The 24,091-nt window shown below is 70.0% G+C and carries 26 protein-coding genes; 4 read left to right on the top strand and 22 right to left on the bottom strand.

What is annotated here, in order from left to right; genetic code table 11:
* Positions 1–112: 112 nt before the first annotated feature.
* The 8 genes from TR33_RS08015 to TR33_RS26865 all read right to left on the bottom strand — a co-directional run bounded on the left by TR33_RS08015 (position 113) and on the right by TR33_RS26865 (position 7,428).
* Complete coding sequence (locus TR33_RS08015) at positions 113–1,315, bottom strand: MFS transporter (protein ID WP_042282445.1); 1,203 nt, start codon at positions 1,313–1,315, stop codon at positions 113–115.
* 115 nt (positions 1,316–1,430) lie between these two features.
* Positions 1,431–1,793 carry a monovalent cation/H(+) antiporter subunit G gene (gene mnhG, locus TR33_RS08010; RefSeq protein ID WP_042282444.1) on the bottom strand — a complete coding sequence of 121 codons (363 nt, stop codon included), beginning with the start codon at positions 1,791–1,793 and terminating at the stop codon, positions 1,431–1,433.
* A complete protein-coding gene (locus TR33_RS08005) occupies positions 1,790–2,047 on the bottom strand; it encodes an MrpF/PhaF family protein (protein ID WP_042282442.1) in 258 nt (85 codons plus the stop codon). Before TR33_RS08005 ends, mnhG begins: the two co-directional genes overlap by 4 nt.
* Positions 2,047–2,424: a Na+/H+ antiporter subunit E gene (locus tag TR33_RS08000; RefSeq protein WP_014909985.1), complete on the bottom strand. Its 378-nt coding sequence runs from the start codon at positions 2,422–2,424 to the stop codon at positions 2,047–2,049. The genes TR33_RS08005 and TR33_RS08000 overlap by 1 nt, the downstream gene beginning before the upstream one ends.
* Entirely contained in the window at positions 2,421–3,944 is a 1,524-nt protein-coding gene (locus TR33_RS07995; RefSeq protein WP_042282440.1) for a monovalent cation/H+ antiporter subunit D family protein, read from the bottom strand. The genes TR33_RS08000 and TR33_RS07995 overlap by 4 nt, the downstream gene beginning before the upstream one ends.
* The gene (locus tag TR33_RS07990; RefSeq protein WP_014912702.1) at positions 3,941–4,249 is read right to left on the bottom strand and encodes a sodium:proton antiporter; all 309 of its coding nucleotides are present in this window, start codon (positions 4,247–4,249) and stop codon (positions 3,941–3,943) included. The genes TR33_RS07995 and TR33_RS07990 overlap by 4 nt, the downstream gene beginning before the upstream one ends.
* Positions 4,246–7,143: a DUF4040 family protein gene (locus TR33_RS07985; protein WP_042282438.1), complete on the bottom strand. Its 2,898-nt coding sequence runs from the start codon at positions 7,141–7,143 to the stop codon at positions 4,246–4,248. Before TR33_RS07985 ends, TR33_RS07990 begins: the two co-directional genes overlap by 4 nt.
* A gap of 114 nt (positions 7,144–7,257) precedes the next feature.
* Positions 7,258–7,428 (bottom strand): hypothetical protein, encoded by a 171-nt coding sequence (locus tag TR33_RS26865; RefSeq protein ID WP_199806114.1) that lies wholly within the window; start codon positions 7,426–7,428, stop codon positions 7,258–7,260.
* Between the two features lie 333 nt (positions 7,429–7,761).
* Between TR33_RS26865 and TR33_RS07980 the strand changes: the two genes are divergently transcribed.
* Positions 7,762–8,664, top strand: a complete 903-nt coding sequence (locus TR33_RS07980) for an alpha/beta fold hydrolase (protein WP_042282437.1) — start codon at positions 7,762–7,764, stop codon at positions 8,662–8,664.
* Between the two features lie 9 nt (positions 8,665–8,673).
* Here TR33_RS07980 and TR33_RS07975 read toward each other — a convergent pair whose 3' ends face one another.
* From TR33_RS07975 to TR33_RS07930, 11 genes are all read right to left on the bottom strand, one after another.
* Entirely contained in the window at positions 8,674–9,546 is an 873-nt protein-coding gene (locus TR33_RS07975; protein WP_042282436.1) for an aminoglycoside phosphotransferase family protein, read from the bottom strand.
* 19 nt (positions 9,547–9,565) lie between these two features.
* On the bottom strand, positions 9,566–10,321 hold the full coding sequence (locus TR33_RS07970) for an iron ABC transporter ATP-binding protein (RefSeq protein ID WP_042282435.1): 756 nt from the start codon (positions 10,319–10,321) through the stop codon (positions 9,566–9,568).
* Positions 10,318–11,349, bottom strand: a complete 1,032-nt coding sequence (locus tag TR33_RS07965) for an iron chelate uptake ABC transporter family permease subunit (protein ID WP_042282433.1) — start codon at positions 11,347–11,349, stop codon at positions 10,318–10,320. Before TR33_RS07965 ends, TR33_RS07970 begins: the two co-directional genes overlap by 4 nt.
* Positions 11,350–11,371: 22 nt before the next feature.
* Positions 11,372–12,361, bottom strand: a complete 990-nt coding sequence (locus TR33_RS07960; protein ID WP_042282432.1) for an ABC transporter permease — start codon at positions 12,359–12,361, stop codon at positions 11,372–11,374.
* 79 nt (positions 12,362–12,440) lie between these two features.
* A complete protein-coding gene (locus TR33_RS07955; RefSeq protein ID WP_234305778.1) occupies positions 12,441–13,274 on the bottom strand; it encodes a siderophore ABC transporter substrate-binding protein in 834 nt (277 codons plus the stop codon).
* Entirely contained in the window at positions 13,275–13,430 is a 156-nt protein-coding gene (locus tag TR33_RS27210) for a hypothetical protein (RefSeq protein WP_017534474.1), read from the bottom strand.
* A gap of 158 nt (positions 13,431–13,588) precedes the next feature.
* A complete protein-coding gene (locus TR33_RS07950) occupies positions 13,589–15,355 on the bottom strand; it encodes a serine/threonine protein kinase (RefSeq protein ID WP_234305777.1) in 1,767 nt (588 codons plus the stop codon).
* Between the two features lie 60 nt (positions 15,356–15,415).
* Positions 15,416–15,670: a DUF2795 domain-containing protein gene (locus tag TR33_RS07945; protein WP_014910634.1), complete on the bottom strand. Its 255-nt coding sequence runs from the start codon at positions 15,668–15,670 to the stop codon at positions 15,416–15,418.
* 127 nt (positions 15,671–15,797) lie between these two features.
* Complete coding sequence (locus tag TR33_RS07940; protein ID WP_017534476.1) at positions 15,798–16,895, bottom strand: ABC transporter substrate-binding protein; 1,098 nt, start codon at positions 16,893–16,895, stop codon at positions 15,798–15,800.
* A gap of 44 nt (positions 16,896–16,939) precedes the next feature.
* Positions 16,940–17,848, bottom strand: a complete 909-nt coding sequence (locus TR33_RS07935) for an ABC transporter permease (RefSeq protein WP_042282430.1) — start codon at positions 17,846–17,848, stop codon at positions 16,940–16,942.
* Positions 17,845–18,645, bottom strand: coding sequence for an ABC transporter ATP-binding protein (locus TR33_RS07930; RefSeq protein WP_017534478.1), 801 nt, complete (start codon positions 18,643–18,645; stop codon positions 17,845–17,847). Before TR33_RS07930 ends, TR33_RS07935 begins: the two co-directional genes overlap by 4 nt.
* Positions 18,646–19,043: 398 nt before the next feature.
* Here TR33_RS07930 and TR33_RS07925 point away from each other — a divergent pair, with 398 nt between their 5' ends.
* Positions 19,044–20,657: an MFS transporter gene (locus TR33_RS07925; RefSeq protein WP_017534479.1), complete on the top strand. Its 1,614-nt coding sequence runs from the start codon at positions 19,044–19,046 to the stop codon at positions 20,655–20,657.
* 72 nt (positions 20,658–20,729) lie between these two features.
* Here TR33_RS07925 and TR33_RS07920 read toward each other — a convergent pair whose 3' ends face one another.
* The 3 genes from TR33_RS07920 to TR33_RS07910 form a co-directional block, all read right to left on the bottom strand.
* On the bottom strand, positions 20,730–21,242 hold the full coding sequence (locus tag TR33_RS07920; RefSeq protein ID WP_042282428.1) for a DinB family protein: 513 nt from the start codon (positions 21,240–21,242) through the stop codon (positions 20,730–20,732).
* Positions 21,243–21,303: 61 nt separating this feature from the next.
* Positions 21,304–22,524 (bottom strand): MFS transporter, encoded by a 1,221-nt coding sequence (locus TR33_RS07915; RefSeq protein WP_042282426.1) that lies wholly within the window; start codon positions 22,522–22,524, stop codon positions 21,304–21,306.
* Positions 22,525–22,682: 158 nt separating this feature from the next.
* Positions 22,683–23,150 (bottom strand): MarR family winged helix-turn-helix transcriptional regulator, encoded by a 468-nt coding sequence (locus tag TR33_RS07910; protein ID WP_042282424.1) that lies wholly within the window; start codon positions 23,148–23,150, stop codon positions 22,683–22,685.
* A 96-nt stretch (positions 23,151–23,246) separates the two neighbouring features.
* Here TR33_RS07910 and TR33_RS07905 point away from each other — a divergent pair, with 96 nt between their 5' ends.
* Together TR33_RS07905 and TR33_RS07900 are read left to right on the top strand one after the other, a co-directional pair.
* A complete protein-coding gene (locus TR33_RS07905; RefSeq protein WP_042282423.1) occupies positions 23,247–23,552 on the top strand; it encodes an ArsR/SmtB family transcription factor in 306 nt (101 codons plus the stop codon).
* Entirely contained in the window at positions 23,549–24,058 is a 510-nt protein-coding gene (locus TR33_RS07900; protein WP_042282421.1) for an SRPBCC family protein, read from the top strand. Before TR33_RS07905 ends, TR33_RS07900 begins: the two co-directional genes overlap by 4 nt.
* Positions 24,059–24,091 lie beyond the last annotated feature (33 nt).

Below are 24,091 nucleotides of genomic sequence, written 5' to 3'. Positions count from 1 at the left end.
GTGTCCCCCTCCACACCGACACCGCCCGGGACCCCAGGGGCGCTCCGCCCGTCTCCGCCTCCGTCCGGCGGACGCGGGCGGGGCGCCCCTCCTCATGTCCGGGACGCTCGGTTCACTTGGGGCGCCCGGCGGCCAGGGAGACCGTCGTCTGGGCCAGACCCACCGCTCCCACCAGCAGCAGTACGGTCTCCCACCGGTCGGTGGCCTGTCCGAGGGCGCCGGCCGCCACCGGGCCGCCGGCGGCCAGCAGGTAGCCGATGGACTGCGCCATCCCGGAGAGTCGGACGGTGCGCAGGTGGGTGCCTCCGCGTAGAGCGATCAGGGCGAGGGACACCACGATGGCGCCGCCCGTGCTCCCACCGGCCATCAGGATCCACACCAGGCTCCACTGGGGCAGCCACAGCAGGCCGGCCATGGCGACGACCATGGGCACGCTCACGGCCAGGCAGGCGGGGGTCTGTTCGGCCCGACGCCCCATCACCGCCGTGACGGCCAGACCGGCGAGGATCCCCGCGATCTGGAAACCGAACAGGTGCCAGCCGGCGGTGGCGGGGGCGACCCCACGCGAGGCCTCCACGGTGGGCAGCCAGTTGATGAGGGTGAAGAAGCTCGTCGACTGCAACCCCATGAACAGCGTGACCTGCCAGGCCTTCGCCGAACGCCATACCGACGCCTCGGGTTCGGGAGCGGGCGCCGGCCGCCCCGACACGGGGGTGGGGACGGGCATCGCCGGGGTGGGGAAGCGGTACATCCGTGTCGCCCAGACCAGGGCCGCCACCGCGACCAGACCCGCCCACAGCGCCAGGGCCGGGCGCCACCCGCCCAGGACCAGGGACAGCGGGAAGGCCAGCCCCGCGGCCAGTGCCGCGGAGGAGTTCATCACCGCCGTGCTGACCCCGGTGAGCAGGGGGATGTGGGTGGGCCGGTCGCGTCGGATGATGACCGGAACGAGCACGTTGCCCACGGCCACGGAGACACCGATCATCGCGGTGCCGATCCACAGGGCCGGCATCGGCGGCAGCGAACGGACGGCGATCCCCGCGCACAACACCACCAACGCGACCAGCACCAGCCGGTCCACGCCCCACCGGTTCGCCGGACCGTGGACCAGGGGGGAGACGATCGCGAAACCGAGCAGTGGCAGTGCTCCGAGCAGGCCCAGGGCCGAGGAGGACAGACCGGTGGTGTCCCCGATCTGTTCCAGGACCGCGCCCACGCCGGTCAACGCGGGACGGAGGGAGGCGGCGACCATGAACAGGGCGACGAGCGCCAGGACGGCCTGCGGCCCGGAGCGATCGGTGGAGGGGTTGCGCATACGACCTCGTCGGGGAGGGGCGGAGAGGGTTCCCCGGAAGGCTAGCCCCGACCGTGGAGAACGGGACGAGGGCCCCACCCCCCGGGAACGGGGTGGGGCCCTCGTGGCGGTCGTCTCAGGCCTTGCCGTCGCCCTCGGCCGGGGTTCCGGCGGAGGACTCGGCCAGATCGTCGAACTTCGTGATCTCGGTCGGCTTCACCTTGGTCAGGTAGCCCGCGCGGGCGATGGCGTTGCCGCCCACCGCCGCCGTGGCCAACTGGATCAGCAGGGCCAGGCCGATCTTGATCGTGTTCTCCACCGACGGGTAGTGCAGCAGCAGCCCGAGCAGCAGGAGCGCGGTGCCCAGAGCGCCGGCGACGGTGACCCCGCTCAGTCGCGCGTAGAAGTCGGGCAGTCGGAGCAGGCCGATCGCGCCGATCAGGAACACGAGGGCCCCGGCGATCATGCAGACGATCCCGATGGTGTTCAGTACGCTCATCGCTTCCCTCCGGTGATCAGGCGGGCGAGGGAGAGGGCGGCGAGGAACCCGATCAACGAGCACACCACCACGATGTCCACGACCAGTTCGGTGTCGAGCCGAAAGCCCATCATGGCGACCAGACCGACGAACCCGAAGAAGACCACGTCGGAGGCGGCTCCCCGGTCGGCGGCCGAGGGGCCGATCAGGATGCGGTAGGTGGCGACGGCCATGGCCAGCACGATCGCGCCGATACCGATGTCGATGATCTCCATCAGCTACGTCCCCCCTTGCTCTTCGCGCCCTCGGGGGCGCCCTTGGGGCGGGTGACCGCCAGGATGCGGTCCTCCATGGCGTGGATCTCCTTCTGGAAGGACTCCCGGTCCTCCACGTAGAGGCCGTGCACCCACAGGGTGGAGGGGTCGCGTCGTACGGCCACCGTCACCGTCCCGGGGGTCAGGGAGATGAGGTTGGCCAGCATCGTGACCTCCAGATCGCCGGTCGCGCGGATCGGTACCTCGACGAAGGCCGGGGTGGCCGAACTGCCCGGGGTCACGATGTCCCACATGACCTGGAAGGTGGTCTTCACGATCTCCCCTCCGGCGTAGAAGGGGAACCAGAGCAGCCGTAGCGCCCATGTCAGGTAGGTCATCGTCCCAGCACCGCCTCGACGTATCCGGAGGTGTCCATCAGTCCGGCCGCGGCCTGCGCGCTCAGGTCCAGCAGGACCTGGGCGCCGAGGCCGATGCACAGGGTGGTCGCGGTCAGGATCAGGCCCGGGATGATCAGGGAGGTCTTGATCTTCGGTCGGGCGATCGTCTCGGTGACCGTGGAGCCGTTCGAGCCGACGGCGACGGGGGTCCCGTCACCGTTCTCCTCCTGGGGATCCTTGCCCCAGAAGACACCGCCCCAGATCTTCAGCATCGACATCAGGGTGATGAGGCTGACCCCGATCATCACGACCGCCACGGTCCATTGGGCGTCGTCCACGGCGGCGATGACCAACGTCAGCTTGGCGACGAAGCCGGAGAAGGGCGGCAGCCCGGCCAGGGAGAAGGCGGCACCCATGAACACCAGTGCCAGGAGGGGTTCGCGTTTGGCGATCCCGCCCAATCGATCCAGGGCCCCGGTGCCGTGGGTGTGCTCGATCGCCCCCGTCGACAGGAACAGGGACGCCTTCACGATCATGTGGTGGATCAGGTAGAACACACCGGCCATGAGGCCGATCTCGGTGAACAGGGCCACGCCCAGCAGGATGTAGCCGATCTGGCTGATCATGTGGAACACCAGGATGGAGCGGGTGGTGTTCTCGCCGACGGCCCCCAGCACACCGATGAGCATGGTGAGGGTGAAGGCGACGACGCCGATCCACAGGAACGTGGAGTCGCCGTCGAAGACCAGGGCGTACAGGCGGTAGATCGCGTAGATCGCGACCTTGGTGTGCAGCCCGGAGAACAGGGCGGTGATGGCCGGGGAGGCGAAGGGGTAGGTGCGGGCCAGCCAGCCGTGCACCGGGACGACCGCGGCCTTGATCGACAGGGCGAGGATGACCACGCCCATGCCGACCGCGACCATGGGCGACTCCTTGGCGGCTCCGGCGAGCTCGCCCAGGTGGACGGTGCCGGCGGCGGCGTAGACCAGGGCCACGCCGGCCAGGAAGATCGTCGAGGTGAGCAGGTTGACGGTGACGTAGATGCGGCCCGCGCGCAGGCGGCCCAACGCGCCGAGCATCGCCAACAGTCCGTACGAGGGCAACAGCATGACCTCGATGAACACGAACATGTTGAAGATGTCGCCGGTGAGCAGGGCGCCGGAGACACCGGCGGTGAGCACCAGCACCAGTGGCGCGAAGAACGTCTTCCTGTCGTCCCCGGTGGCCACCGCGAACATCGAACAGACCAGGGCCAACAGCGAGGTGGTCCACAGCATCAGCGCGCTGAAGACGTCCGCGACGAACGGGATCGCGATCCCGTTCGGCCACAGCCCCACGTTGTGGGCGTAGACGGCGCCGTCACGGGTCAGCCAGATCAGCCACGAGGCCGCGAGCATGACGGACGCGCTGGGGGCGAGGAACAGGGTCCTGCGCAACCACAGCGGCCCCGGTAGGAAGGTCAGCAGCCCCGCCGAAGCCAGGGGGACCGCGACGAAGAGAGGGAGCAACGCGGAATTCATGAGGCGTCCTCGGTGTCGTCGTCGCTACCGGAGGCGGCGAGGGTGAGCATGTAGATCGCGATGGAGAAGGCGATCACGATCGCGGTCAACACGAAGGCCTGGGGCAACGGGTCGGCCATGAACGGGGTCGTCCCGGACCCGACCAGGGGCTGGTCCCGGCGGAACACGCCGCCCGCCGACATGATCAGCAGGTTCACCGCGTGCCCCACCAGGAGGAGGCCGAGGACGATGCGGACCATGCCGCGCTGGAGCATCAGGTAGACGCCCCCCGCGACCATGATCCCGATGGTGATGGCGAGGGTCATCGCTTACCTCCGGAGGTGGAGCCGTTCAGGACGGTGGCGTCGCTCTCGACCGCGGGAGCGGACTCCTCGTCGTCGCCTTCGTCCTTCGACGGCGCCGTCGTGGTCCCGGAGCGGCCCGGTGGGGTGCCGCGTTCGAGACCGAGTTCGTTGAGCGCGGTGAGCAGCACACCGATGACCGCCAGGTAGACGCCGACGTCGAACACGAAGGCGGTCGTGAAGTGGAAGTAGTCGCCCCAGGCCAGCGGGATCTCCGCGTGCAGCGGCTTGAGGAAGGAACCGTCCACGAAACCGAGGAACCCGGAGAAGGCCGCGACCACGACACCGGCACCGATGATCGCCGGGTAGGCGAGTCGGATACGGGCCCTGGCGTCGCTGGGCGCCGCGAGGTAGAGGAGCGCGAAGGCCGAACCCCCCACGAGACCGGCGATGAAACCGCCACCGGGCTCGTTGTGTCCACGGAACAGCAGGTACAGCGACCACACGACCAGCAGCGGCATCAGGTAGCGGCCGACCGTCCGCATCAGGACGGTGTTGTCGGCGGCCGGGTAGGCGGCGTTGTCGGTGCTCACCACGACCTGGCGGGAGGCGTGCACCGGCAGCAGGTCGCTGGAGCGCAGCACCGCGATGATGATGAGCCCGGCCACGCCCAGGACGACCAGTTCGCCGAAGGTGTCCAGCGCACGGTAGTCGACCAGGATGGTGTTGACGACGTTGGTGCCGCCGGTGTCGGCCGGGGCGTGATCCAGCATGTACTCCGCGACGGCGGACAGTTCTCGACGTCCGGTCATCGCGTAGGCCGCCACACCGGCGCTCAGCCCGGCCGCGATGGCGATGACCGCGGTCAGGGCCTTGCGGCCGGCCTTGACCGGGTGGAACCGGCGGGGCAGTCGACGCAGGACCAGGACGGCGACGACCACCGTCAGGATCTCCACGAGGAACTGGGTGAGGGCCACGTCGAAGGCGCCGAGGAAGAACAGCCACAGCGCCACGGTGAAGCCGGCGACGCCGACCAGGGTCAGACCCGCCATCCGGGAGCGGGTGATGGTCGCGGCCAGGACGGCGACGGCCATCAGGCCCACGAGGACCCAGTCCAGGCCCACGGTGGTCTGTCCGGCGGGCGACGGCAGGTCCAGGCCGAACACCGCCACGACCGCGGCCAGGGCGACGATCAGCACGGTGGGGACACCCAGGTGGAAGGCGGGCGAGTCGCTGCGGGTGAGGTCGCCGGTGCGGCGGCCCAGACGGATGATCCCGCCGTGGATCGCCTCGAAGACGTTCACCCCGGAGAAGGGGACGAGGTCCCGGCCCGCCACGGTGTCGCCGACGCGGAGGCGCCAGGAGACCAGGGCACCGATGCCGATGGCGGCCATCGACATGAACAGCGCGGCGTTGAAACCGTGCCACAGCAGCAGGTGGGCGTCGGCCGCCTGGTGGGTGGCGTTGAACGCCACCTCGTCGACCATCGGGTCCAGCGCCGGGACGGTCAGGCCGAGCAGCAGACCGCCGAAGGACGCGGTGACGGCCGGGAGCCAGAAACCGGAACCGGCCTCCGTGGCGGCGGCCTCCCTGCTCCCCTCCTCGCTACGGGAGACACCGAAGAAGGTCCGGTACACGAAGCGGAAGGAGTAGGCGAAGGTGAACACCGAGGCGCCGACCGCGACGACACCGGCGAGCGGGCCGAACCAGCCCGGCCCGGGGGCGTGCAGGAACGACTCGAACAGGTTCTCCTTGCTGATGAAGCCGAGCAGCGGCGGGATGCCCGCCATCGACAGGGCCGACAGCGTCGCCACGGTCGCGGTGATCGGCATACGGTGCCGCAGACCGCCGAGCCTGCGCAGGTCACGGGTGCCGGTCCGGATGTCCACCAGACCGACGACCATGAACAGGGCCGACTTGAAGAGCGCGTGTGCCACGGTGTGCACGGCGGCGGCCACGAGGGCGGCCGGAGTACCCACACCGATGACCGCCACCAGCAGACCGAGCTGGCTCACGGTGGAGAAGGCCGCCAGCCGTTTGAGGTCGGTCTGTTGGAGGGCGAAGATCGCGCCCATCAGGGCGGTGATCAGACCCGCGGTGATGAGCACGACGTTCCAGAGCAGGACGTCGCCGAAGGCCGGGGTGAACCGCATCGCCAGGTAGATACCGGCCTTGACCATCGCGGCCGCGTGCAGGTAGGCGCTGACGGGGGTGCTGGCCGCCATGGCGTCCGGAAGCCAGTAGTGGAAGGGGAACTGGGCGGACTTGGTGAAGACCGCCACGATCACCAGCAGGGCCACCACCGAGACGAAGGCGGTGTCACCGGTCCACGAGGTGTCGGCGAGGATCTCGCTCAGGCTGGTGGTGCCGGTGCGCACGACCAGGAGGACGACCGCGCCCAGCAGGGCCAGCCCGCCCATGGCGGTGAGCAGGAAGGTGCGGATCGCCGGTCGGCTCGCGGAGGGGCCGGACAGCCCGATCAGGTAGAACGACGCGATCGTGGTGAGCTCCCAGAACACGAAGAGCAGCACGATGTCGTCGGCCAGCACCAGTCCCGTCATCGCGAACGCGAAGAGGGACATCAGGAAGTAGAAGCCGAGTCTGGGGCCCGAGGGGAAGTACCGGGTGGAGTACGCCATGATCAGCGTGCCGATACCGGTCACGAGCATGGTGAACAGCCAGCCGATGCCGTCCATCCGCAGGCTGAGCTCGACCCCGATCTGTGGGATCCAGGGGCGGGAGAACTCCAGCGGGGTGCCCGCGCCGAGGACCTGGGGCGCCTGTAGGGCGACCAGCACGGTCAGGGCGAGGAACACGGCGGCTATGGGCCATCCGGAGTCACGCCCCAGATACCTGTTCAGTAAAGGGGTGCTCGCGACGGTCACGGCGAGCACGATGAGGAGAAGCAGCAGCACCACGCCACTGTCCTTTCACGGCTGAGCACCACGAGGCGGGCCGGGGGAGCCGATGAGGGCCCGGCCGACGGACGCGGTGTGACGGAGCGGAAGGTGGTTCTCGGGGGGGTCTGGACGTCAGACGGGCCCCGGCGGGCAGGCACTGAGCTCGCCGTGGGCGTTGGTGCCCCAGGACGTCACGTATCCGTTGGTGCCGAGGGGAAGGCCGTGTTGGTCCGGGAGGACGGACGGCTCTGAGAAGCGGCTTCGCCGCAGGGCGCGGTCGGGCGCGGAGAGGTCGGGCGTCATGCGTTGGTCACTCCGGTGACATGGGTCGGTCAGGACGCCGACCAGTCTTCCCGGCACACCTTGAGCGGCGAGTGACGCCGCGCCCATGTTCGTCGATACGAGGGAGTATGTCCAGTTCCGGACGGTTTCTCTTGGGCGAGAATCCCTCGTCGACGCGTGGGCGTTCCCTTCAATATAACCCCTGAACAGGTAAAATAACCCTTCGCCCACGACTCGGTATCGGATGGCCTCAACCTGGGTACACCGGAGCTTCGAGGGCATATGGTCCTGTGCAGGTGTGCCGGGAAGACTGGTCGGCGAAGGCGTTGTCCCCTACCCGAAACCAAGGTGCCCATGTCGGAGACCACCGTTCACGGCGCGCGCGTCTACCGCTCGGAGTCGGCGGAGAGAAAGATCCGAGACTGGTGCGAGGACCGGCTCTCGGAATACCCCGATCTGCGCTCCCTCCCCGAGATCCCCACCTCGCTCGGCCCCACACGCGCCTTCCGTTTCGACGGAGGTCGGGGCGCGCCGGTGGTGGTGCTCGGCGGCACCAACTTCAACAGCGCGCTCAACGCCTCACCGGCCTCGGACATGACCGAGGAACGCGACGTCGTCCTGGTCGACCTCCCCGGCCAACCGGGGCTGAGCTGCGGTGTCCGTCCCAAGGGACACCGGGGTCGGGCCTACGGCGCCTGGTTCGACGAGGTGCTGCCCACGCTGGTGGACCGTCCCGCGATCGTGCTCGGTCATTCCCTCGGAGCGGCCGTGGCTCTGGCCGGGACCCCGTCCGCACTGGTCAAGGGGCTGGTCCTGGTCGGTCCGGCGGGGCTGACGCACGCGGCGACCTCGCCCGAGCTGATGCGCGTCACCCTTCCGTGGATGGTCGGTCCCCGCGACGACAAGAGCAGCAGGCTGCTGAACCTCATGAGCGGACCGGACTTCCGCCGGCCCCTCCACCCGTTCGCCGAATGGATGACGATGGTGGGCCGCTACTGTCGGACCAGCCTGGCGCCGGGTCCGCTGTCCACCGAGACACTGCTGGCCTGGCAGGGTCACAACGTCGCCGTGGTCACCGGTGAGGACGACACTTTCTTCCCGCCGTCCCGGCTGCACGCGCCGGCCCGCAGGTTCCTCGACACCGAGCTGTGCGTCCTGCCGGGCGCGGGTCACCTGGCCCCCTACGAGTTCCCGGAGGAGGTCCGGGAGCTGGTCACCCACGCCGACGGCCGAGGGGACGGGATCTCCCAGGGGTAGCTCGGCGCCTCACCCGTCCAGGAGACGGACGACGGTGTGCTCGCCGATGGCGGCCAGGAGGGGGTGGTCGTCGGTGGTGGTGATGAGCACCGAGGCGTAGACGACCGCCCAGGCACGGGCACGGGACCAGGTGTGGTCGTCCACGCCGGTGATCCGGTCGCGCAATCGCCCGTGGTCCTCGGGGCCGAAGGTCGTCCACGCGGTCGCCAGGTCGGTGGCGGGGTCCCCCGAGGTGAGGTCGCCGAAGTCCAGCACGGCCGCGAGTCCCGCGTCGTCGACCAGGACGTTGGCCGGGTGGAGGTCGCCGTGCAGCCACAGGGCGGGCCCCTTCCGGGCCGGGGTGTCGTCCAGCGAGTTCCACAGGTCGAGGAGTTCGGCCGCGCGAGGGTGGGACGACTCGGTGAGACGTTCGACGATCCGTGCGTGGCGATCGCGCAGGGGGACGCCTCGCACCGGGTTCCTCGGCGCGTCCTCGGGCGCGGGCACGTGCAACCGCTCCAGGAAGAGCGCGAGGGGTTCGACGAGGACGCCGCGTTCGCCGACCGGGACCTCCGCCGCCGTACGCCCCTCGAACCACGGGGCGACCGACCAGGGCCAGGGGTAGCCCCGACCGGGCGAGCCCGTGCGCAGCGGGACCGGAACGGGAACGCCCACCCGCGCGGCGATCTCGGGAAGCCGGCGCTGCTCGTTCACGATGAGCCGGGCCCCGGCCTCACGTCGGGGCATGCGCACGCACAACCGTTCGCCCAGCCTCAGCAGGACGTTGTCCCAACCGTGGGCGACCTCCTCGATCGGCAGGTCGGCCAGGTCGGGGTGCTGGTCGCGTAGGAGGGAACGGACGAGTGCGGGGGTGACGTCGACCTCCGCTTCGGGGGTGCGCATGGTTCCGGTGTCACCGGGCTCAGTAGTAGACCGCGAGGGGACCGTTGGGGCCGTCCACGACGGTCACCGGGGTCTCGAACACCCGGGTCAGCACCTCGTCGGTCATGATCCGCTCCGGGGTCCCGTACTCGACGACGGAACCGTCCTTGACCGCGCAGATCCGGTCGGCGTAGTGCCCCGCGAAGTTGATGTCGTGCAGCACGATCACGATCGTACGGTCCAGCTCCTCGGCCGCCCGGCGCAGGTGCTTCATCATCTGCACCGAGTGGCGCATGTCGAGGTTGTTGAGCGGTTCGTCGAGCAGGACGTACTCGGTGTCCTGGGAGAGCACCATCGCCACGTAGGCGCGTTGGCGCTGGCCGCCCGAGAGCTGGTCGAGGTAGCGGTGCTCCAGGTCGGTGAGGTCCAGGAAGTCGATCGCCCGGCTGACGATCTCCTCGTCGGCCACGGTCAGCCGACCCTTGGAGTAGGGGAAGCGGCCGAAGGCGACCAGCTGGCGTACGGTCAGACGGGTGACGAAGTGGTTCTCCTGCCGCAGGATCGACACGATCTTGGCCAGATCCTTGGACGCGGTCTCGACCACGTCGTACCCGGCGATCTCGATGGTGCCCTCGTCGAGACCGAGCAGTCGGCCCATCATGGTCAGCAGGGTCGACTTGCCGGCACCGTTGGGACCCACGAGCGCGGTCAGACCGCCCTTGGGGAGTTCCAGGTCCACGGGGCCGATCGTGACCTCGCCGCCGTAGTCCTTGCGCACACCCTTCAGCGTGATCACAGCCGGCCCTTTCTGAGAATGACGAACAGGAACACCAGGCCGCCGACGAGCTCGATGATGATCGAGACCACGCCGTTCGCGTAGAAGATGTTCCGCATGACGAAGTACGCGCCGCTGAGCACGACGAAGCAGGTCAGCACCGCCACCGGGAACACGTACCGGTGGTCGTGGGTGTCGGCGAACTGGTAGGCGAGGGTGGCCACGAGGAAGCCGAGGAAGGTCATCGGGCCGATGAGGGCGGTCGAGACCGCCATCAGGATCGACACCAGGAACAGCACGCGCATGGTCTCGCGGCGGTGGTTCAGCCCCAGACCCACACTGGCGTCACGACCGAGCGCGACGATGTTCAGCCGTCGCGAACTCCACAGCAGCACGGCGGCCGCGCCCAGACACAGCGGGACGGCGATCGGCAGGTAGGAGGCGTCGGCGTTGGCGATGTTGCCGAACAGGCGGGCGGCGAGCACGTCGAACTCGCTCGGGGTGAGCAGGCGCTGCATGAAGGTGGAGACCGAGGCCAGGCCGCCACCGATGACGATGCCGATCAGCAGCATGACCTGGAGGTTTCCGTATCTGCCGGACAGCAGCCAGCCGTACAGCAGCATCGAGAGGCCGACCATGAGCGCGATCTGGAGCAGGAACTGCGAGACCCCCTGGATCGCGATGATCCCGGCGACGCCGAGGAAGTACACGGCGGCGGTCTGGATCGCGATGTAGAGGGCCTCGAACCCCATGATCGAGGGGGTGATGATGCGGTTGTTGGTGACGGTCTGGAAGCTCACCGTGGCCACGGCCTGGCAGATCGCGACCACGATCATGACCACCAGGTTGGTGGAGCGCATCTCGGCGATGCGCCAGAAGCCGTCCGAGCCGACGGGCATCGGGTTGTTCCAGGCGAGCAGTCCGAAGGCGAAGCCGACCGCGAGGATCGAGAGGACCGTGACGATGGTCCAGTAGCGGCGGCGGGCACGCCCGGTGGACAGGGTTCGGGAGGTTCGCGCGGGGGGCGCCGCGGTGGGCGGTTCGGTCACGCGAGAGCGGGAAGCGGTCATCTCAGCCACGGCGACGCTGCCTCAACAGGAGAAGGACGAAGACGGCGGCCCCGACGACCCCGAGGATGAGGGAGACGGGGACCTCGAAGGGCATGATGATGGTCCGGCCGATCAGGTCGCACACGGTGACGATCCCGATCCCCAGCAGGCACACCCAGGGGAGGTTGCTGCGCAGGTCGTCGCCGCGCAGCATCGACACGACGTTGGGGACGATGAGCCCGAGGAAGGGCAGATTGCCCACGACCACGGTGACCACGCCGGTGGCGATCGCGATGAGCGTGGTGCCCAGCAGGATGATCCGGTTGTAGTTCAGGCCGACGTTGGTCGAGATCTCCTGGCCCAGGCCGGCGACCGTGAACCGGTCGGCGATGACGAACACGGCGACCGCCACGAGGGCCACGATCCACAGCAGTTCGTACTGGCCGCGCAGGACCGAGGTGAAGCTGCCGGCGAACCACACGCCCAGGTTCTGCAACATGTCGGTCTGGAGCGCGATGAAGGTCGACACCGCGCTGACCACCGCGCCCAGCATGATGCCCACGATCGGGACGATCAGCGAGGAGCGCAGGGTGACGCGGCGCAGGAAGAGGAAGAACACCATCGTGCCGATGAACGCGGCCAGGACCGCGCCGAACATGCGCGTGGTGATGCTCGCGCCCGGCACCAGGATCATGACCGTGAGCAGTCCGAGCCCGGCCCACTCGGTGGTGCCGGTGGTCGTCGGTTCGACGAAGCGGTTCTGCGTCAGCAACTGCATGACCAGGCCGGACATGGCCATGGCGGCGCCGGCCAGGACGAGCGCGATCGTGCGGGGGATACGGGTGATGGCGAACATCTCGCCGCCGTCCTCGGCGCCGAAGACGTCGTACACGCCGGTGAACAGCGACAGTACGAGCAGCGCGCCCACGACCGCGATGCCGACCAGCAGCTTCCAGTCGAACAGGCGGCCCTTGTTCCGTGGACGCGACGGGGGCGAGGTCACGGTCGTCATCGCCGGGGGCACCTCTCACATCGGTACGCGCCGGCGGTGACGGTGGCACCGCCGGCGCGTTCCCTTCGGTCGGACCGGATCAACCCCGGGCCTCCAGCGCGTCGGCGAACGCGTTGAAGAACTCGGTGTAGGTCTGGATGCCCTCGTTGGTGTAGGTGTCGACGGGCATGTAGACGATCTGCTCGTCCTTCACCGCGGACACGCCGGAGAGCGCCTCGGAGGCCGAGAGGATGTTCTCGGCGGTCTCGTAGCCGTCCTCGTCGGCGGCGACGGCGGCGTCGCGGTCCATCACGAGGATCCAGTCGGGGTCGGAGTCGGCGATCGCCTCGACGGAGATGTCGTCGCCCTGGTGGTCGTCGCTGGCGCCGTCGACCTCGAGAGCCGGGGTGAGGTCGAAGATGTCGAACGCCGGGCCGAGGGTACGACCGACGCCGGGGGCCAGGTAGCCGATCTCGCCACCGGAGGTGGTGACGGCCATGACGGTCTGGTCCTCGTCGTAGGCGGCCTCGACCCGCTCGACGGCGGCGTCGAAGTCGGCGATGACCTGTTCGGCCTCGTCCTGCTTGTCGAAGACCTCGCCCAGCACGGTGATCTGGCGCTTGAGCTCGGCGTCGAAGGGCTCGTCCTCGCGCGGGTCGAGCTCCAGGATCGTCGCGTCGGGCACGAGGGAGGCGATGTCGTCGTGGTACTGGGCGAAGCGCTGGCCGTTGACGACGAGGTCCGGCTCGGCGGCGACGATCGTCTCCAGGTCGGGCTCGTTGTGCGTGCCGACGTCGAGGATCGAGTCGTCCTCGATGTAGTCGATGGTGTCGGGCATGAGCGACACGGCGGCGGACAGCTCGACACCCCAGTCCGAGAGGGTCTCGAAGGTGCGGTTGTCGAGGGCGACGACCGAGGTGGGCGGCGTGGCCACCTACTGGGCGCCGTTGTTGTCCTCGACCTCGATGGTCTCGCCTTCGGCGGCCACGGAGTCCTCGGAGTCCTGAGCGCCGGCGGAGCAGCCGGCGAGCAGGAGGGCGGACGCCAGGGTCAGTGAGAGCGCGGTAATGGGATGCCCGGGGGACTTCATGGCGATTTCTCCTCCACGTGTGTGAACGAAGGAGAGCCTAACCTAACCATTGTCACGAAAAGGAGACGGGGGTCCCCTTTGAGAGGTTCTTCTCAATGGCGAAGGCCGAGGTGAGCGGGTCGGGAAGGTCGCTGTGAAGTTCCGATCGGGCGGTGGCGTCACTCGTCCGGGTGCAGGGTGAGCGTTTCGGTCGGCTCGGAACCGGAGATGTCGGAGAGCGTGTACAGGTCGATCCGTACGGTGCCCTCGCCGGTCGAGTAGACCTCCGCAGCGTTGAGCGAGGCCATGGACCACCGCGCGTCGTCGAAGCACGCCCCGGGTTCGATGCCGTCCAGGCCCGACTCGTAGCCGCGGTCGGTGTAGTTCTCCAGGGAGACGGTGCCGGAACAGCCCTGTTGTTCGCGCTCCGGCACCGAGAGCGTCGCCGAAGCAGCGCCCTCGGCGATCTCGACGACGACGCGCTGCCCCGAGCCGTTCACCCCCGCCCAGGTCCCGTCGACCTCGGAGCCGAACTCCAGAGAGGTGGGGGAGGGGGCGAAGACGTCCTCGCCCCCGAGGGCGCGCAGGCTCAGGACCACCGGGGCCGCGACCAGGGCCAAGGCCAGAGCGGTACCCCCGATGAGCGGACCCTTGCGGCCCGGACGCCGCGGTCCGGCGGGTACGGAGACCGAGGGGCGCTCTCTCGGCGGTGCCCCGTCGCCACCGTCGGATTCGGGGGGCGAGCCTTCGTCGTCCGGGGGGAGCGGTACGCCCGAAGCGTCGCTACGGGGCTTGTGCGTCTCCTGGGAGGGAGGGGAATCAGGGGAGAGGGAGACCCCGGGCGATGGACCGGATACCCGTGGCGCGGGGCCCTCGGAAGGAACGGCGGTGGGTCGTGCTTCGGCCGATGCCGGCACGGCGGGCGCGGTCTCGGTGATAGGGGGTGCCGCCTCCACGACCGGTGGGCCCGAGGGCGGGGGGAGCGCGGCGGTCTCGGGCGACTCGGCGGAGGCGGTCGGCCGAACGGCGTGGGCGGGCGTGTCGAGGTCGGGGGCCGGCTCCTCGACCGGGGCGGGCGTGGACACGGGCCCTCGCCCCAACAGACTGTGCAGGACGTCCAGGGAGGACGGCCGCCGCTCGGGATCCTTGGCCAGGGCCGCGGCGACCAGTGAGCGCAGCGGCTCGGCCAGCCCGCCCAGGTCCGGGTCCACCTTGAGCACCTTGTGCAGGACCCCCGGCACCGTGGCCGCCTCGAAGGGCGCCTTCCCGGTCGCGGCGAACACCATCACCGAACCCCAGGCGAATACGTCCGTGGCGGCCGTGACCCGGCCGTCGGCGATCTGTTCCGGCGACATGTACCCCGGGGTGCCGATCGTGGACTGGGTGAGGGTGCCCGAACCCTCGATGATCTGCGCGATCCCGAAGTCGATCACCCGAGGTCCGCCCCGGGCCATCAGGATGTTGCCGGGTTTGAGGTCGCGGTGCACGATGCCGGCCTCGTGCACGGCCACCAACGCGGTCGCCACCGACACCGCCAGACGGGTCAGGTCCCCACCGCGCAGAGGACCCTCGTCGAGGACCGTCCGGCGCAGAGTGGGGCCCTCCACGTACTCACTGACGATGTGGGCCGGTGGGGAGGTGAAGTCGGCGTCGATCACCGCCGCGGTACAGAAGGAGGCCACCCGGGCGGCGGCCTCGGCCTCCCGCTCGAATCGTCTTCGCGTCCCGGGATCGGTCATCCCCTCCGGAGAGAGGGTCTTCACAGCGACCCTCCGTCCCGAGGGTTCGACCGCCAGGTACACGGTGCCCTGCCCACCGGAGCCGAGGCGCCCGAGGAGGCGACGATCGCCGAGGCGCTCGGGATCGTGGGGCTGTAGGGCTTCCAAGGGGGGTGTCACCGGGAACCTTCGAGACTCGGGGACGGGGGCCGCCCCGGGGCGGGGCATGACGGGGCCAACATACCGAACACGCGACCGCCCCGGGGGCACCCCGACGGACCCGTCGGATCAGGTGCGACGATCCCGCTCCCGTGCCCGCGCCGACTCGGTGTGCGCCCCCGGCTCGGTGTCCGGCAACGGGACCGCGCGCAGGACCTCGTTCGGCTCGTTGTACTCGGCCGCGGGGGCCGCGCGCAGGGCGCTCACGATCTCCTCGTCGGCTCCGGCCTCCAACGCCGTGTCGATCAGCGTGTCCCGGGTCACGGGGAAGCGCACCCCCTCCAGGATCCGTCGGAGCCCCTCGATACCGCGTTCGACGCCCATGTCGCCCCCTCGATCGTGAAAGGGGCCGGCCGTGACCCGCCGGGGCGGAGCACGGCCGGCCCCGCACGGACACAGAGGGGACTACCCGGACGTGAAAGGCCTCAACCCCGCAGGTCACGGCATCGGATCAGCCTTCGTCGGGCCAGATCGGGTCGCCGCCATCGTGGACGGCCTCCAGGTAGCGGGTGTCGAAGAGCGGCCCCAGGTCGGGGATCTCGTCGAGCTCTCCGTTGTCCAGAAGGGTCTCCCCCTCCCGCTCGGTCAGTTCGAGTTCGACGAAGCCGCGCGGCTCGCCCTCGGGCGTCGAGGAGGCCACAAGATCGCGTTCGGTGTCCCACACCTGGAGGTTGTGCTCGGTGTCGTAACCGGCCAGGTCGAGGTCGGCCGCGTATCCGACGCACTCCTCGGCCTCCTCCGAGCAGTGGTCGAAGGCCCGGGCGACGGCACGAAGGAAGTCCTCGGTGGCGGTGGGGTGCTCCTCGGTCCATTCGGGTGAGGCGACCATCACCCCGAAGGAGCCCACGACACCGAAGTCCTCGGGCAGCCACTGGGTGTACTCCTCGCCCATGGCGTCGAGGCGGTGGGGCTCGTTGGAGCGGAAACCGGTGAGCGCCTGGACCTGACCTCGGGGCAGGACCCCGGGGTCGTAGCCGGCCTCGACCTGCTCGATCGAGTCGAGGTCGACGTCGGCGGCGACCAGCATCGCCTCCAAGGGCGCGGGCAGCAGGCTCTGGTGGCCCAGGGTCCCGCCCTCCAGGTCGGTGAGGTCCTTCACGTCGGTTCCGGTCAGGAGGGTCGCGATGGGCACGTGCCCGTAGGTGGCCAGCCCGACGATGCGGTGGTCGCGCGCGTCGGCTTGGAGGACCTCGGCCTCGTTGCTCATGGCGGTGAAGTGGGCGGTGCCGGCGGACACGAGTTGCGCGTTGCCCATCAGGTCGCCGTTGCCCGGCTGGATCGTCACGTCCAGGCAGAGGGAGTCGAAGAGCCCCATGGCCTCCGCCGCCACGACCTCCAGCTGGGTGACCGAGGCCTGGTAGTGGTAGCCGGTCACGAAGGTGATCGGGCCCGCCTCGCGGTTGGTGTCGCACCGCTCCTGGTCGATGATCACGGCGACGTCCCGGGCGTCGTCGTCCCCGCCGCCGCAGGCCGTGGCGAGGAGGGCGGTGGCGGCCAGCGCGGCGGCCGGGCCGAGAAGGCGGGACCGGCGGCGGTCGTGAGCGGACATGCGGAGGATCTCTCTCTTCGGTGCGGAGCGCTGGAGGGCCTGGTTCAGGCGCGGGTGGAACGGCGGGACTCGTGCCAGAACAGCAGACGCCGTTCGGCCAGGGTCACCAGGGCGAGCAACAGCACGCCCATCGCGGCCAGACAGGCGACCCCGGCGTAGACGTGGTCCAGTCGGGCGGTGGAGGCGGAGTTGCGGATCATCGTGCCCAACCCGCCGGAGGAGCCCGCCGCCACGAACTCGGCGACCACCGCTCCGACCAGGGACAACGGGAGCACGACCCGGAGCGCGGCCAGGGTGTAGGGGAGGCTGTTGGGGATGCGCAGGCGCAGCAGCACCTCCCAGCGCGAGGCGTGCAGGGTCCTGAAGACGTGCAGAACCGGCACGGGCACCGAACGCAGACCCGTGGCGACGTTGATCAGCACGGGGAAGAACGTGATGATCGCGGTGACCACCACCTTCGGGGTCATGCCGAAACCGAAGGCCACGACCAGGGCCGGGGTGATGGCGACGACGGGTGTGACGTTCAGGACCACCGCGAACGGCATCACCGCGCGTCGCACCACCGGGATCTCCGACATCAGCAGAGCCAGGAGGAAGGCCGAGCCGGCGCCCACGCCCACCCCGACCAGGGCGATGCCCAGGGTGGCCCAGGCGTTGGTCAGAAAGAGCGTCGGGTCGCCGGTCAGGGCCGCCCCGACCTCCCCGAGCCGGGGCAACAGGTAGGGGTGCGCGTCGGCCACCGCCGACCAGGCGACGGCCAGTACGAGCAGGACCACGACGGCCGGCGACCACACGAAGGGGTGGAACACCGAGCGGCGCCGGGCACGGGACACGGCCGGAGGGGACGTCTCCGGCGTCGGACGGTTCTCGGCCGGGCCGGAGGTGGTGACGCCGACGGCGCGGCCCTCGTCCGGTCCGGTGGTGCGGGTGACGATGCCCGCCTCCTCTCTCACAGCGGGACGAGGTCGTCGGGGGCCGCGCCGGCCTTCCATGCGCGCTGGAGCGAGGCGCGGACCCGGTCCTCCAGGTCGTGCATGTGCGGTCCCTTCACGATGTCCTTGTCCCGTGGCCGGGGCAGGTCGACGTCGAGGACCTCGTGCACACGGCCGGGGCGGGCCGACATCACGACGATCTCGTCGGAGAGCACGACCGCCTCGCGCACGGAGTGCGTCACGAACACGACCGTGGTCGCGCGGCGCTGCCACAGGCCCAGGAGCTGGTACTGGAGCGCCTCGCGGGTGAACTCGTCGAGGGCGGAGAAGGGCTCGTCCATCAGGAGCACGTCCGGGCGCAGGGCGAAGGCCCGGGCGACCGCGACCCTCTGGAGCATGCCGCCGGAGAGCTGGTGCGGGTACTGGTCGGCGGCGTCCTCGAGCCCGACCGCGCGCAGCAGTTCGTCGGGCGGGTCGACCTCCTTGCCGGAACGCCGGTTGACCTTGCCGGGAAGGGCGACGTTGGCGCGGACGGTGAGCCAGGGGAGCAGGGCGGGGGTCTGCGACACCAGGCCGATGGCCTTGCGGCGACTGGCCCGCCGTGGACTCTCACCGAGCAGGGAGACGCTCCCGGTGTCGTGCCCCTCCAGACCGGCGAGGATCCGCAGCAGCGTGGACTTGCCGCAACCGCTGGGGCCGATGAGGCTCACGAAGCGACGGTGGGGGATCTCCAGATCGATGTCCTGGAGCGCGGGCCGGTCGGGCCGTGCGCCCGGATGGCGTTTGGTGAGGCCGCGCACCTCGATCCCGGCGGTCACCGCGGGTCCGTGAGGCTCGGCCGGGCGTGCCGGGCCCGGGTGTGGTGTCGCACTGTGCACTCTCCAGGTGTTCGTCCTCGGGCGGGCCGGGGCCGTCGATCCGGCCCGTGACACCCGCCTGCGGGTCCCCACCAAAGTGACGATAGTGCACGAAAGTCTCTTCCTGCTCGCTGCTGTGCGCTTGTTCACCCTGTTCAGAGGGGGTGTTCCCGGAGGGACTCGTACCCCGTCGGGGCCGGGTCGATCCCGTTACCGCTGGTCCGGCCGGAGAAGGGGTGTTCCCAGCGTCTCGGAGGGGGTGTGGGATGGGGCACAGCGCGGAGGGGACCGCTTGAACTCAAGCGAGGTCGAGGTTCTACGGTCGGTCTCACGCTCCGCCCCGAGAGAAAGAGGCCCCCGTGAGTACCGAGATCCCCCGACGCGCCACATGGCGGGAGTGGCTGGCACTGGCGGTGATGACGCTGCCGCTGCTCATGGTCGCCACCGACATGACGGTCCTGTTCCTGGCGTTGCCCTCGATCACCGCGGACCTCTCCCCGAGCGGCACTCAGATGCTCTGGTTCCTGCACGCGGGCGAGTTCCTCGCCGTGAGCCTGGCCCTCACGATGGGCTGGCTCGGCTCCAAGGTGGGGCGCCGTCGTCTGCTGATGACGGGGATCGCCCTCTACGGTCTGGCCTCTCTGGCGGCGGCCTTCTCCCCGACCCCCGAGGCGCTGATCGCCTCCCGGGCGCTCATGGGGGTGGCCGCGGCGACGATCATGCCCAGCGTCATGGCCCTGCTCCGGGTCATGTTCGCCGAGGCGCGGCAGTTCTCCCTGGCCGTCGCGGTCGTCATGAGCTCCTTCTCCACCGGTATGGCCCTCGGCCCTCCGCTCGGCGGGCTCGTCCTGGAGCACTTCTGGTGGGGTGCGGTCTTCCTGTTGAACGTTCCGGTGGCGGCGCTCCTCCTGCTCTTCGCCCCGTTGCTGCCGTCGCGGAAGGAGGAGATCGAGGGCGGTGTGGACATCCCCAGCGTCCTGCTGTCCATGGCCGCGATCATCGCCCTCGTCTACGGACTCCAGGAGATCGCCGAGAGCGTCTCCTCCGGCGGCGGTCCGCTCTGGCCCTACACGACCTCGGTGGCGGTCGGTCTGGTCCTGGCGGTGGTGTTCGTCCGAAGACAGTTGCGCCTTCCCGAGCCGCTCATGGACATGCGCCTGTTCGCCACCCCCGCCTTCTCGACGAGCCTCGGCGTCATGCTGCTCATGCTCCTGGGGATCGGGGCCGCCGACATGCTGCTCGTGCAGTACCTCCAGACCACGCTCGGGATCTCTCCCGGGCACGCCGGTCTGCTGATGATCGCCCCCGCGGTCGCCTCGATCGTCGGTGGGATGGTCGCGCCGCTGCTCGTCCGCTGGATCCGTCCCTCCTACGCGATGGGCGGCGGACTGCTCCTGGGAGCGGGGTCGGCGCTCGCGCTGGGTCTGATGGTGGGGCGGGCCGGGGTGATCCCCCTGATCGTGGCCGCCTCGGTGCTGGCGCTGGCCCTGGGCCCGCTGTTCACCCTCGGCGCCAACCTCATCGTGGTGAGCGCCCCGGTGCGCAGGGCGGGGTCGGCGGCGGCCATGTCCGACGTCGGAAGCGGTCTCGGGTACGCGCTGAGCCTGGCCGTACTGGGCAGTCTGTCGACGCTGGTCTACCGGAGCGGGCTGACCGGCCCGGGGGTCGAGGACCTCTCGCCCCAGGACCTCGAAGCGGCCGGGGAGAGCGTGGGGGGTGCCGTCGGCGTGGCCGCGGGGCTCCCGGCGGAGGAGGCCTCGGGGCTGTTGGACACGGCCTTCGCGTCCTTCACCACGGCGGTCCAGACGGGTTACGTGTTCGGTGCGGTCGTCCTGGTCCCGGCCGGCCTCGGGGTCCTGTGGCTGCTGCGCCACACCCGTCTCGACGCCACGGAGGAGACCGATGGGGACCGCGCCTCGGAGAGCGGCGCGGCGGAGGACGAGGAGCACGACCTCGCGCACCTGAACCGGTGAACCCTCCGCTCCCGCTCGGAGCGGGAGCGGTCGGGGCCGGAGCCGACCGGACGGCTCCGGCCCCGACGCGTCTCAGGCGGAGGCGGCCCGCGCCATGCGGAGCTGGCCGATCTCGGCGGCGTTCTTCATCAGCTCCGCGTTGACCCAGGCCGCGGTGTGCGCGTTGGTCCGACCGGGCGCCCCCTGCCAGGGGAAGGCGGCCGGTGCGTCGAGGTCGATCTCCCGCAGGGCCTCGGCCCACTCCTCACAGAGCTCGCGCATCCAGGTCACGGCCTCTTCCCCGCCGGGCCAGTGGACGTCGGTGCGTTCGCGGACGGGGCGCCTCAGGGTGTGGTCGAGGGTGGTCGACCACCACCAGCCGATGTGCCAGGTGAGCCAGGCGATGGTCGGGACCGGAACGGGGTCGGGTTCCTCGTCGGCCCAGTCCGGCACCCAGCGGCCTCGATCGTCGAGGTGGACGGTCCAGCAGAGGGGAGCGGGCTCCCAGAGGTGATCGTCGGGGAGCAGCCGCTCCAGGTGGTATTCGAACAGGGCCCGGGTCAGTTCGTACTGGTCGAGCAGGAGGTCACGGCGAGGATCGGACATTCATCGGATCCTGCCAGGCGGGCCCCGGGAACGGTACTCCTTTTCCGGGGCCCGCGAGCCGTCAGTGGGAGCGGTTCAGGATCCTCCGGCCGCCGAGGACGATCAGCGCGGCGATGGTCACCGAAACGGCGGCCGCGTACATCGGGGCCCCGGGGGAGAGCGCCTGGGCGATCGCCGAGGCGGCGGGCGGCGCGGCCGCTCCACCGAGGAAGCGCACGGCCGAGTAGGAGGACGAGGCGACCGCCCTGGGCAGGTCGGTGGCCTCCATGACGCTCTCGGTGAGCACGGTGTTGAGTACGCCCAGCAGGAGTCCGCCCACCACGATGCAGGTGATCAGGCCCGGGGTGGAGGAGATGAACAGTCCGGCGGCGACGAGGTCGACGGCGAGCAGGAGCAGCGTCGTCCACAGGATGTGGGTGCGCGGCCACCGCGAGGTCAGCGCCGGGGCGAGGAAGACCGAGGTGACGGCCAGGCCCAGGCCCCAGCCGAAGAAGGTCAGGCCCAGCCCCATCTCGTCCAGTCCCAGGGGGAAGGGTGTGTAGGCGAGCAGGACGAAGAAGCCGATGTTGTAGAACAGCGCGGCGCAGGCCAGGACGAGGAGTCCGGGTTCGCGCAGGGCCTTGAAGGGCGCGGAGATCGGCATCGGGGTGGGGCGTTCGTCGCCTGAACGCAGCAGGACGGAGACGGCGATGAACCCGATCGCCATGAGCGCGGCGGTGCTGAAGAAGGGACCCCGCCAGCTGATGCCGCCGAGCAGCCCGCCCAGCAGGGGGCCGGTGGCGATGCCCAGGCCGAGCGCGGCCTCGTAGAGGACGATCGCGGAGGAGGCGCCTCCGGAGGCGGCGCCGACGATGGTGGCCAAGGCGGTGGAGATGAACAGGGCGTTGCCCAGGCCCCAGCCCGCGCGGAAGCCGATCACCTGCTCGACGTTGGCGGACAGCCCGGCCAGGGCGGCGAACACCACGATGAGTCCGAGCCCCAGGAGCAGGGTGCGCTTGGCGCCGATGCGGCTGGAGACCCAGCTGGTGAACAGCATGGTGAGGCCGGTGACCACGAGGTAGCTGGTGAACAGCAGGGAGGTCTCGGTCTGGGTGGCGTCCAGGCTCGCTGAGATCGCGGGCAGGATCGGGTCCACCAGTCCGATGCCCATGAAGGCGATCACGCAGGCGAAGGCGACGGCCCACACCGCCCGCGGCTGGTGGAGGATCGAGGACTCCTCCTTCACCCAGGTGGAGGCGGCCTCCTTCGCCTCCGTGTGCTCTCGGGTCGTGCCCGCCACCATCGCTGCCTCCTGTCCGAGGGGGAGATCGGCCGTCCGGTCGGAGGTCCCCGTTCTTACATAGGAAATCTATATAGGTTTCCTATGTTAAGACTCGTGGGAGGGTTCGGACAGGGGGAGAGAGGGTGATCCCGCGCACCAAGGGGAGGCGACGGTCCGGGTCAGCGCTCCGTACGCTCGCGCAGTCGGGAGTCCAACAGCTCGACGGTCTCGGCCAACAGGGCCCGCTCGGACCCGGTGAGGTCGTGGAACAGCGGCTCCAGTGCTCGCCCGGCCCGGTCGCGCCAGTCCTCCAGAGCGGCCTCGCCCGTCCCCGTCAGCTCGTGGAGATGGGCCCGGCCGTCGTCCGGGTCCGGGCGTCGCAGGACGTGGCCGTCGCGGATGAGCGCCTCGACGATCGTGGTCATCGTGGGCTGGCGCACCCGACAGTGCTCGGCCAGGACCCCCAGTCGAAGGGGTCCCTTCTCCTGGAGCACGCTCAACGCCCGCCAGGTGGCGGGGGAGGTGCGCTCGCCGGTCTCCTGGGCGGCGTACCGCCCCAGGCGTTGGCTGATGTTGAGAAGGCGGACCAGCAGTCCGGGGATGCCGTCGTCGGTGCTCTGTCCCGCGTCGTTCGAGGTTGCGTCCACACCCCCAGGCTAGGTCGTGTTCCCGCGGATGGCCCCCCGGTGCGGCCTTCGTGGCGGGGGTTGACCAAAAGCGTAAGTCACTGCTTACATAAAAACGTGGATGTTCTGGAGGCGATCGGAGAGCCGAACCGCCGACGCGTGGTCGAGATCCTGTCCGAAGGAGAACGCTCCGCCGGGGAGATCGCGGCGCACTTCGCCATCAGTCGTCCGGCGGTCTCGCAGCACCTCGCGGTACTGGTGGACGCCGGGGTGCTGGTCGTACGCGACCTCGGACGACGACGGCTCTATTCGATCAACGGGCCCGCCCTGGACGAGGTGGGCGACTGGCTCGACGAACAGCGAGTGCGCTGGAATCGGGCCCTGGACGCCCTGGAGAGGGCGATGGACGAGGGAGAGACATGAGCGACGCGCGCGACCTTCGCGGCACACTCGGCATCGGCGACGACGGAGCGTTCGGGATCCGCTTCGAGCGGTTGCTCGGCCATCCTCCGGAGCGGGTGTGGGCCTGGATCACCGAACCGGAGCGGTTGGACCGCTGGCTCCCCGGCTGCGCCATCGACGCGCGCGTGGGCGGCGAGGCCCGATTCGACTTCGGCGACGAGGGTACGGCCACCGGAACGGTCACCGAGGTCGTGCCACCGGGACGGAGCGGATTGCTGGTCCACGGCTGGAGTTGGGAGGGCGTGCCCGACTCCGTGGTCCGCTGGCAGCTGGAGGAGGCCCCCGGCGGCACCCGCCTCACCCTCGTGCACCGTGAGCTCGTGCCCGAACCCGCCGTCGACTTCGCGATCGGCTGGCACGTCATGTTGGACGCTCTGGCCCTGGCCGCCGACGGAGAGCCCACCGACACGGTGTGGGACTCCGTCGAGGAGATCGCCGGACTCTACGCCGTCGAGCTCCGAGACTGACCGCGCACGCGAAAGAGCCCGGGTGGATTCCTC

The organism is Nocardiopsis alba, from assembly GCF_000710955.1.
Taxonomy (GTDB): domain Bacteria; phylum Actinomycetota; class Actinomycetes; order Streptosporangiales; family Streptosporangiaceae; genus Nocardiopsis; species Nocardiopsis alba.
The sequence above is the reverse complement of the archived record's forward strand: the minus strand, read 5'-3'. Positions and strand labels throughout refer to the sequence as shown.

Excerpts from the sequence above, each read along its gene's own strand:
- TR33_RS07960 (WP_042282432.1), bottom strand. The coding sequence starts at position 12,361 with ATGACGACCGTGACCTCGCCCCCGTCGCGTCCACGGAACAAGGGCCGC.
- TR33_RS07990 (WP_014912702.1), bottom strand. The coding sequence starts at position 4,249 with ATGACCCTCGCCATCACCATCGGGATCATGGTCGCGGGGGGCGTCTAC.
- TR33_RS08015 (WP_042282445.1), bottom strand. The coding sequence starts at position 1,315 with ATGCGCAACCCCTCCACCGATCGCTCCGGGCCGCAGGCCGTCCTGGCG.
- TR33_RS26865 (WP_199806114.1), bottom strand. The coding sequence starts at position 7,428 with ATGACGCCCGACCTCTCCGCGCCCGACCGCGCCCTGCGGCGAAGCCGC.
- TR33_RS07980 (WP_042282437.1), top strand. The coding sequence starts at position 7,762 with ATGTCGGAGACCACCGTTCACGGCGCGCGCGTCTACCGCTCGGAGTCG.
- TR33_RS07915 (WP_042282426.1), bottom strand. The coding sequence starts at position 22,524 with ATGGTGGCGGGCACGACCCGAGAGCACACGGAGGCGAAGGAGGCCGCC.
- TR33_RS27210 (WP_017534474.1), bottom strand. The coding sequence starts at position 13,430 with ATGAAGTCCCCCGGGCATCCCATTACCGCGCTCTCACTGACCCTGGCG.
- TR33_RS07950 (WP_234305777.1), bottom strand. The coding sequence starts at position 15,355 with ATGCCCCGCCCCGGGGCGGCCCCCGTCCCCGAGTCTCGAAGGTTCCCG.
- TR33_RS07945 (WP_014910634.1), bottom strand. The coding sequence starts at position 15,670 with ATGGGCGTCGAACGCGGTATCGAGGGGCTCCGACGGATCCTGGAGGGG.
- TR33_RS08005 (WP_042282442.1), bottom strand. The coding sequence starts at position 2,047 with ATGGAGATCATCGACATCGGTATCGGCGCGATCGTGCTGGCCATGGCC.
- mnhG (WP_042282444.1), bottom strand. The coding sequence starts at position 1,793 with ATGAGCGTACTGAACACCATCGGGATCGTCTGCATGATCGCCGGGGCC.
- TR33_RS07975 (WP_042282436.1), bottom strand. The coding sequence starts at position 9,546 with ATGCGCACCCCCGAAGCGGAGGTCGACGTCACCCCCGCACTCGTCCGT.
- TR33_RS07940 (WP_017534476.1), bottom strand. The coding sequence starts at position 16,895 with ATGTCCGCTCACGACCGCCGCCGGTCCCGCCTTCTCGGCCCGGCCGCC.
- TR33_RS07995 (WP_042282440.1), bottom strand. The coding sequence starts at position 3,944 with ATGAATTCCGCGTTGCTCCCTCTCTTCGTCGCGGTCCCCCTGGCTTCG.
- TR33_RS07900 (WP_042282421.1), top strand. The coding sequence starts at position 23,549 with ATGAGCGACGCGCGCGACCTTCGCGGCACACTCGGCATCGGCGACGAC.
- TR33_RS08000 (WP_014909985.1), bottom strand. The coding sequence starts at position 2,424 with ATGACCTACCTGACATGGGCGCTACGGCTGCTCTGGTTCCCCTTCTAC.
- TR33_RS07920 (WP_042282428.1), bottom strand. The coding sequence starts at position 21,242 with ATGTCCGATCCTCGCCGTGACCTCCTGCTCGACCAGTACGAACTGACC.